The 6,568-nt window shown below is 62.3% G+C and carries 10 protein-coding genes; 5 read left to right on the forward strand and 5 right to left on the reverse strand.

The genetic code is table 11. The features are described from left to right. Positions 1-263: 263 nt before the first annotated feature. Entirely contained in the window at positions 264-407 is a 144-nt protein-coding gene (locus WCE35_RS15140; RefSeq protein ID WP_424594153.1) for a hypothetical protein, read from the forward strand. A gap of 50 nt (positions 408-457) precedes the next feature. Here the strand turns inward: WCE35_RS15140 and WCE35_RS15145 are convergent, their stop codons facing one another. From WCE35_RS15145 to WCE35_RS15160, 4 genes are all read right to left on the reverse strand, one after another. Continuing rightward, complete coding sequence (locus WCE35_RS15145; protein ID WP_424594161.1) at positions 458-805, reverse strand: hypothetical protein; 348 nt, start codon at positions 803-805, stop codon at positions 458-460. Positions 806-878: 73 nt separating this feature from the next. Continuing rightward, complete coding sequence (locus WCE35_RS15150; RefSeq protein ID WP_424594154.1) at positions 879-1,100, reverse strand: hypothetical protein; 222 nt, start codon at positions 1,098-1,100, stop codon at positions 879-881. 206 nt (positions 1,101-1,306) lie between these two features. Further along, positions 1,307-1,819 (reverse strand): Hsp20/alpha crystallin family protein, encoded by a 513-nt coding sequence (locus tag WCE35_RS15155; protein ID WP_424594155.1) that lies wholly within the window; start codon positions 1,817-1,819, stop codon positions 1,307-1,309. A 206-nt stretch (positions 1,820-2,025) separates the two neighbouring features. Continuing rightward, the gene (locus tag WCE35_RS15160) at positions 2,026-2,304 is read right to left on the reverse strand and encodes a cation transporter (protein ID WP_424594156.1); all 279 of its coding nucleotides are present in this window, start codon (positions 2,302-2,304) and stop codon (positions 2,026-2,028) included. Between the two features lie 195 nt (positions 2,305-2,499). On the opposite strand from WCE35_RS15160, the gene WCE35_RS15165 reads away from it, so the two are divergent. Then, the gene (locus tag WCE35_RS15165; protein WP_424594157.1) at positions 2,500-2,682 is read left to right on the forward strand and encodes a type II toxin-antitoxin system HicA family toxin; all 183 of its coding nucleotides are present in this window, start codon (positions 2,500-2,502) and stop codon (positions 2,680-2,682) included. 2 nt (positions 2,683-2,684) lie between these two features. Beyond that, positions 2,685-3,134, forward strand: a complete 450-nt coding sequence (locus WCE35_RS15170) for a type II toxin-antitoxin system HicB family antitoxin (protein WP_424594158.1) — start codon at positions 2,685-2,687, stop codon at positions 3,132-3,134. Positions 3,135-3,342: 208 nt separating this feature from the next. Here the strand turns inward: WCE35_RS15170 and WCE35_RS15175 are convergent, their stop codons facing one another. Next, complete coding sequence (locus WCE35_RS15175; RefSeq protein WP_424594159.1) at positions 3,343-4,737, reverse strand: TAXI family TRAP transporter solute-binding subunit; 1,395 nt, start codon at positions 4,735-4,737, stop codon at positions 3,343-3,345. Positions 4,738-4,872: 135 nt separating this feature from the next. Here WCE35_RS15175 and WCE35_RS15180 point away from each other — a divergent pair, with 135 nt between their 5' ends. Both WCE35_RS15180 and WCE35_RS15185 read left to right on the forward strand, forming a co-directional pair. After that, positions 4,873-5,928: a glycosyltransferase family 4 protein gene (locus WCE35_RS15180; RefSeq protein ID WP_424594162.1), complete on the forward strand. Its 1,056-nt coding sequence runs from the start codon at positions 4,873-4,875 to the stop codon at positions 5,926-5,928. Between the two features lie 33 nt (positions 5,929-5,961). After that, a partial coding sequence (locus WCE35_RS15185; RefSeq protein ID WP_424594160.1) for a class I SAM-dependent methyltransferase occupies positions 5,962-6,568 on the forward strand: 607 nt, incomplete at its 3' end.

A 6,568-nucleotide genomic window follows, 5' to 3' on the forward strand; every position in this document is an offset into this window, starting at 1 on the left:
CAATTCCACCAGCGCCGGCAGACGCACGGTGCCGCGCAGCGCCGCCCAATCCATCGCCGTCAGGCTGACGAAGAACGAGACTGCGACGACCGCGACCGCAGCCAAAATCGTTTTCAGATGCATCGGCAGACGCATCATCCCCTCGCGCTGATTGAGTCGGGGAGTCTACAGGGCCGGGCTGCGCGACGCCAGTGAGCGCGGCCAAATTGCGGCCATCATTCAGAGGGTTAGCACCGGGAGCGCCGCGTCTTCAGACAACGCCGATGGTTCCCCCGGCGGATCATGCCGGGGCCATCCTGCTCTTTCAGGTGGTGGGTCTGGCGGACGGCGGCACCGAGATCGGCGCGGCGATCGGTCATCGGCAGCGCGATCACCTTGGTGCCGATTGCGACCCGCGGCTGGCGTAGCTGACGATCTGGCGCTTCAGCCGCGCCGGCATGGCAATGTGATCGCCAGGTTATCCAGGCATAAAGTTGTTCGCTGCCGCCAGCGCACCCCGCTCGTCGGTTTCCAGGGCAATCTTTTGGGCCAGCATGACGTCGCCCGCGACCAGATGATCCCTGGGCACGAAGCACCAGCCCGTTCTCGGGAGGGCGGCATCGTCCAGCTCGACGACGTTCGCGCCATTGCCGTGATATATCCGGTATCGCTTGCCGGTGTGGCAGCCGACGACCTCGAAATATTCGTGCGCGTCATACTGCGCCAGTTGCTCCTGCGAAAGCCATTCCCTCAAGAGCTTGAGGCCGCGCTGCTCCCTTGTGCCGGGGCGGAGATACCACTCGCGAAAGGCTCGCGCCAATTGCAGGCACGCCGCTGGCAGCCGCCGGAGCTGATCGCTCGCAACCTGAAGCAGCCGCGTCACGAACACGAACCGGGTGTCAGCCGCCGACAAGCCGCGGAAAAAACAGGGTCTCCTCCACCGTCGGATCAAACCTTCGCGTCACGACCGGCTCTCCGGAAGCGGTACGGGTTGCCGCGGTGAATCCAGCACCCGTTAGTGCCTTGAAGCGGCGCTCGGCCTCCAGGAGTGCCTTCACGTCCTTCGCATCGAAGTCATGCCGGGTATCGCCGTTGTGGTCCATGATGATTTGGGTTGCCATTGCTGCGTTCCTCACATTGGCCGCCAGATCGAAGCGATGTTGCTAATGCCATATCGTAAGAAAAGTTCCGCCTTGACTATCCTCACCGAAAAGCAGAGCGCGACGGCTTCCGGCGTGACATCACCCCCGTTGCACACGCCGGTTTGTGCCCACAGCTCACACGAACAATCTCGGCCTCCGGGCATTGTTGCGACGATCGTTGGCAGCTAAGCGGCCTTGTTCGGCGCAGCGCTCTTGCTGGCCTCCACGCTTGGGGGAGCGCCCGTCTTGATATTGACTGTCCTGGTGAGCTTCGTCGCCCTGGCGGGCTTCTTGATCGTGAGATGCAGCACGCCTTTGTCGAAATGGGCGTCGACGGCGCCGTCTTCCGGCTCGAAAGGCAAGGACATGGATCGGTAGAATGAGCCGTAGCTCCGCTCCTCGACATGCCAGTCCTTTTCCTCCTTGGTAGTTTCCGCCTTTTTCTCACCGGAAATGACCAACTGGTTTTCATCAAGGCTGACCTTGATGTCTTTCTCGTCCACGCCCGGAAGTTCGGCTGTCACTTCGAAGGCATCTTTTGTTTCCGCCACGCTGATGGCTGGCGCGCCCGCCCCAATGTTGGGAGAAGACGAACTCTGATCGAAAGCACGAAACGCGTTTTCCATTTCGCGGCGCATGGCCCGGAACGGGTCGAGCTCCTGACTACCGGTCGTCCACAATCTCGGAAGAAGGCTCATCTGTTTCCTCCATAGCTTCGAGAAAATATCAGAGGATACTTGCTGCGCCTCCCGGCTCCGACGACCTTGATCTAGCGCAAATGGCCGAATTATTTCCGACCAAAAACTCTGCTCTCGGAACCGGAGTTTTTTGTTTCATGGCCACGTCGCCAACGTCCGAGTTGCCCCGACCTACAGCCATTGTCCGTTCATGGTGGTCTTCTGGCTCAGCTTCTCGAGGCAGAGAGGTAGCCTGCCCTTGTCGTCGCGCCGATAAGGGCTTTAACATCGGCCTTGGCGTCGTCGTACGTGACGATCGCCGTTTTGTCATTTAAGGAAACGATGGCCTTAGCGACGCCTGGGACTGCTTCCAGGCTCTTCCTGACCGCGGAGGAACAATAGTCGCAAGCCATATTTTGCACAGCGAGAGTGATGGTTCTTTCCGCGGCAAACGCCGAGGATGAAATGAGCACCCCGAGGATTGCAGTCGAGCGTAGTCGGATCATGCGTGCCCTTCCGTTGACGAAGGACGATTTTCGTTACCAAACGCCCACCAGACCCGCCCCAGAACCCTACGACAATGGCGTAGGATCAGCACGCCGTGCTACCCCTGCGAAAGCGAAGCCCGACCTTGCGTATCGCACATATATGTGCGATATTGCATAATGACTGGGAGCGAATTCGAACGAAGAATCAGGAAGTTGGGTCGCCGGCTGGGTGTATCCGTCTCGTTCGATCACGGTCGTGGCAAGGGCAGTCATGGACGCCTCTATTACGGTGACCGGTTCACGACCCTGAAGGATCGTAAGAAGGAGATCGGTCCCGGCCTCCTCAATGCGATGCTCGACCAGTTGGGCTTGACCAAAGACGACTTGGAGGAATGATCATGGCGTTTGGATATCGATACACGTTGGAGCGGCAAGAGAATGGTTGGTGGCTTGTTCGATTTCCCGGAATCCCGGAGGCGCTAACCGAAGGCGAGACCGAAGAGGAGGCGCGGGCAAACGCCCGCGACTGTGTCATCTCGGCTCTCGAAGGATACATGAAGGCCGGGAAGCCGCTGCCCAGGGAGGGAGCGGGACATTCGGGACCCGACCGTACAGCGCTCCCGTCGCTCGTGACCGCGAAGCTGGCCGTTTACGAGACAATGCGCACACATGGCTGGTCCAAGGTCAAACTCGCCAAGGAGCTCGGCATGTCCGAAAACTCCGTGCGTCGGTTGCTCGATCTGCATCACAGTTCGCACATGTGGATAATCGACGAGGCACTGGCTAAGATGAATACGGAGCTATCGGTCGATTTGCCAAAGGTACGACCCAGCGGAAGGGCGGCGTGAAGCTACCAAATAATACCCGGGGCCGGCCCCCAAGAAAATGAGCAGGCGGCAAAATGCGCAACGTCGTGCTCATGGGCACGAGCCATAAGCATCAAACTGCCGGGAAATACCTCGGAATTTGCATTTCGGGATTTCGTCGAACAGATCTGCGAAGTATTCAAAGTTCGAGCGATTGCCGAGGAGCCGAGAACCAGGGGCTCTCCGCGGCTTAGCCGGCGCGCACCCGCGTCATGCCGGATGCCGCGACCGTGCCGAGCGCGGCGCGGCGGTCGGCGATCGCATGATGAAACTGCTCCAGCGTCAGCCCGATCACCGACAGGTCGCCTTCCTCGATCGCGCCGTCGTCGTAGCAGTCGAGCGCCTCGCGCAGCACGCCGTCCGCCTCGCGCTGCATACCCGTCAGTTGCTCCGGCGTTTCCGCCTCGCGCGCCTTGGCGATCAGGTCGAGCAGATTGTCGCGATGGACCGTGTACTGCTCTCTCTCGTCGCGCTTCCAGTAGTGCCGCAGCCAGGCGCCCGCCGATCCGAGGCCCGAGAGCACCAGAATGGCGCCCCAGATGTAGTCGGTATATTTTTCGAGGAAGGTGCGCTCGTTGCCGTCGATATAGGCGGCCGCGCCCGCATGCGCGGGCAGCGCGGCGTCCTTGTCGGTATCCGGCTTCTCGATTTTCGCAGCGCTCGGCACTTCCCGGGCGAGCTGCCGGCGCGCGGTGAACAATTGGCGGGCGAAGGCGGCCACCGTGGTTTCGGACAGCGACTTCGGCGCGACGATCAGATGATTGACGCTGACCGTCTCGACCTTGTCTTCCGGTCGCGCCGGCGAGGAAGAGAAAATGCTGCCGGCGATTTCATCGGATTCGTAGAGCGGGTGTTTGTGGGCGATCGCTTCCGATACATCGATCGGAAGAAATTTCGGCTCGCCGCGGCTGGCCGCGGTCGCGGCGATGGCGTCCGCGGTGATCTTGCTGTCGAGCGGGCCGACCGTCATATAGGCATCGAGGGTCGGATCGCGCGCGAGTTCGGCGATCTGATTGGTTGCGTACTGGGTGACCGCGACCTTGTCGGGATTGACGCCCGATTCGGTCAGGATCACGCGCAGCAAGATCACGTTCGCCTCGGTTCGGCCGATCACGCCGACGCGGTGTCCGGCGAGATCGTCGATCCCCTTGATCCTGGACGCCGGTTTCCTGGCGCCTTTCGGCGGGCGGCCGGAGGGCGCCCACAGCACCACGACGTTCTTGCGCAGGATGGCGACGGACTGGGCATTGGCGGGCAAGTTCAGGTCGGCGCGCACCACGGCGAGGTCGGTCTTGGCGGCCGCGAGCAGCGCGATGCTGTCGGTCGCGCCTTCGGTCGTGATCGGTGAAAGCCGGACCGTGCTTGCGTCGTAGGCAAAGGTCTGCGCCATCGCCTGGACCAGTTTCTGGTCGTCGCTTCCGGGAGGGCCGACCGCGATCCGCAAGGTGACCGGACGCAGGACATAATACAGCGTGCCCGCGGCGACGCCGAACAGGAACATTCCGGCCGCGAGGATCAGCAGCGCATTGCTCTTGCGCTTCCGCCTCGGGCGGGACATCGCGGGATTTTCACCGGGCTCTGACATCGTATTGTCACGTTACACCAAAATGCGTCGAAAGCGGCGCGAAAAACATCCTTACTTATCGATGACGTCATACGTTTGAAATATCCATGTCCGAACCTCGGGTCTTGAGAATCAATTAACCCTCAGGTTCCCGTGATGCGGATATTGGTCGCGACCGACGCCTGGCATCCGCAGGTGAATGGCGTGGTGCGGACGCTGACCTCGCTGGCCCGCAGCGCGGCGGCGCTCGATGCCGACATCGATTTCCTGACGCCCGAGGGGTTTGCCTCGGTCGGGGTGCCGACCTATCCGGGCCTGCGCGTGGCGCTGCCGAACCGGCGTGAGATCGCGCGCCGGATCGAGGCGGCGTCGCCGGACGCCATTCATATCGCCACCGAAGGACCGATCGGCTGGGCGGTGCGTGGCTATTGCCGCCGCCGCAAGCTGGCGTTCACGACCTCCTATACGACCCGCTTCCCGGAATATGTCGCGGTCCGCACCATGATTCCGGCCAGCGTCGGCTACGCGGTGCTGCGGCGCTTTCATGCCGCGGCCGCGATGACGATGGTCGCAACCGCCTCGCTCAGGCAGGAGCTCAGCGCGCGGGGCTTCCGAAAGCTCGGCTTCTGGACCCGCGGTGTCGACACCCTTCTGTTCAATCCAGATCACCCGGCCACGCTCGACCTGCCGCGGCCGATCTTCATGACCATGGGCCGTGTCGCGGTCGAAAAAAATCTCGAGGCGTTCCTCGCGCTCGATCTGCCGGGGTCGAAGGTCGTGGTCGGCGACGGGCCGCAGACGGCGGTGCTGCGGCAGAAATATCCGAACGCCGTCTTTCTCGGCGAAAAAAAAGGCCAGGATCTGACCGCGCATCTGGCGGCGGCCGACGTCTTTGTGTTCCCCAGTCTCACCGACACCTTTGGCGTCGTGCAGCTCGAGGCGCTGGCGTGCGGCACGCCGGTGGCGGCATTTCCGGTCACCGGCCCGCTGGACGTCATTGCCGATCATCCGATCGGTGCGCTCGACGCGGATTTGCGCAGCGCCTGTCTCCGCGCGCTGAAGGTGTCGCGCGAGGCATGCCGGAATTTTGCGCTGGAACGCTCCTGGGACAACAGCGCGCGACAGTTCATCGGCAATCTGACGGCGTTGCAGCCGAGCCGTTCACTGCGGCCCGCCCGCCGCGTGGCCAACCCGAGCGCCGTACAAGGCTAAATCCACCGAACGAGATCAGAAGGCGAACCTACCATGGCAGACATCATCAAACTGGATGCGACCAGGCCGTTGGACTTCGACCGCGAAATGGTCGAGCAGGCCTACGACCGCTGGGCGCCGGTCTACGACCTCGTGTTCGGCGGCGTGTTCAGCGAGGGCCGCAGGGCCGCTATCGCGGCCACCAACAGGATCGGCGGGCGCGTGCTCGAGGTTGGCATCGGTACCGGCATCTCCTTGCCGCAATATGCTTCGCACCTTCGCATCTTCGGCACCGATATCTCGGCGGCAATGCTGCAAAAGGCGAAAAAGCGCGTTGCCGATCTTCGCCTGAACAATGTCGAAGGTCTCGCGGTGATGGACGCCGAGCGGCTCGAATTCCCCGACCATTCGTTCGACGTCGTGATGGCGCAATATGTGGTGACAGCGGTGCCGAATCCGGAAGCCGCGCTCGACGAATTCGCCCGCGTGCTGCGGCCGGGCGGCGAGCTGATCATTTTGACTCGGGTCAGCGCCGATGCCGGCGTTCGCCGCTTCATCGAGCAGCGGCTGCAACCAATGGTACGGCCGCTCGGGTTCCGGACCGCCGAATTCGCCTGGTCGCGCTATGCGCAATGGCTGGCCGGCGCGCGTGGCATGGAAC

It is taken from the genome of Bradyrhizobium sp. (assembly GCF_049691595.1).
Taxonomy (GTDB): Bacteria; Pseudomonadota; Alphaproteobacteria; order Rhizobiales; family Xanthobacteraceae; genus Bradyrhizobium.

Bases quoted from the DNA above. Each gene is read 5' to 3' on its own strand.
- WCE35_RS15140 (WP_424594153.1), top strand. From the start codon at position 264: ATGGTTCCCCCGGCGGATCATGCCGGGGCCATCCTGCTCTTTCAGGTG.
- WCE35_RS15160 (WP_424594156.1), bottom strand. From the start codon at position 2,304: ATGATCCGACTACGCTCGACTGCAATCCTCGGGGTGCTCATTTCATCC.
- WCE35_RS15150 (WP_424594154.1), bottom strand. From the start codon at position 1,100: ATGGCAACCCAAATCATCATGGACCACAACGGCGATACCCGGCATGAC.
- WCE35_RS15180 (WP_424594162.1), top strand. From the start codon at position 4,873: ATGCGGATATTGGTCGCGACCGACGCCTGGCATCCGCAGGTGAATGGC.
- WCE35_RS15170 (WP_424594158.1), top strand. From the start codon at position 2,685: ATGGCGTTTGGATATCGATACACGTTGGAGCGGCAAGAGAATGGTTGG.
- WCE35_RS15175 (WP_424594159.1), bottom strand. From the start codon at position 4,737: ATGTCAGAGCCCGGTGAAAATCCCGCGATGTCCCGCCCGAGGCGGAAG.
- WCE35_RS15155 (WP_424594155.1), bottom strand. From the start codon at position 1,819: ATGAGCCTTCTTCCGAGATTGTGGACGACCGGTAGTCAGGAGCTCGAC.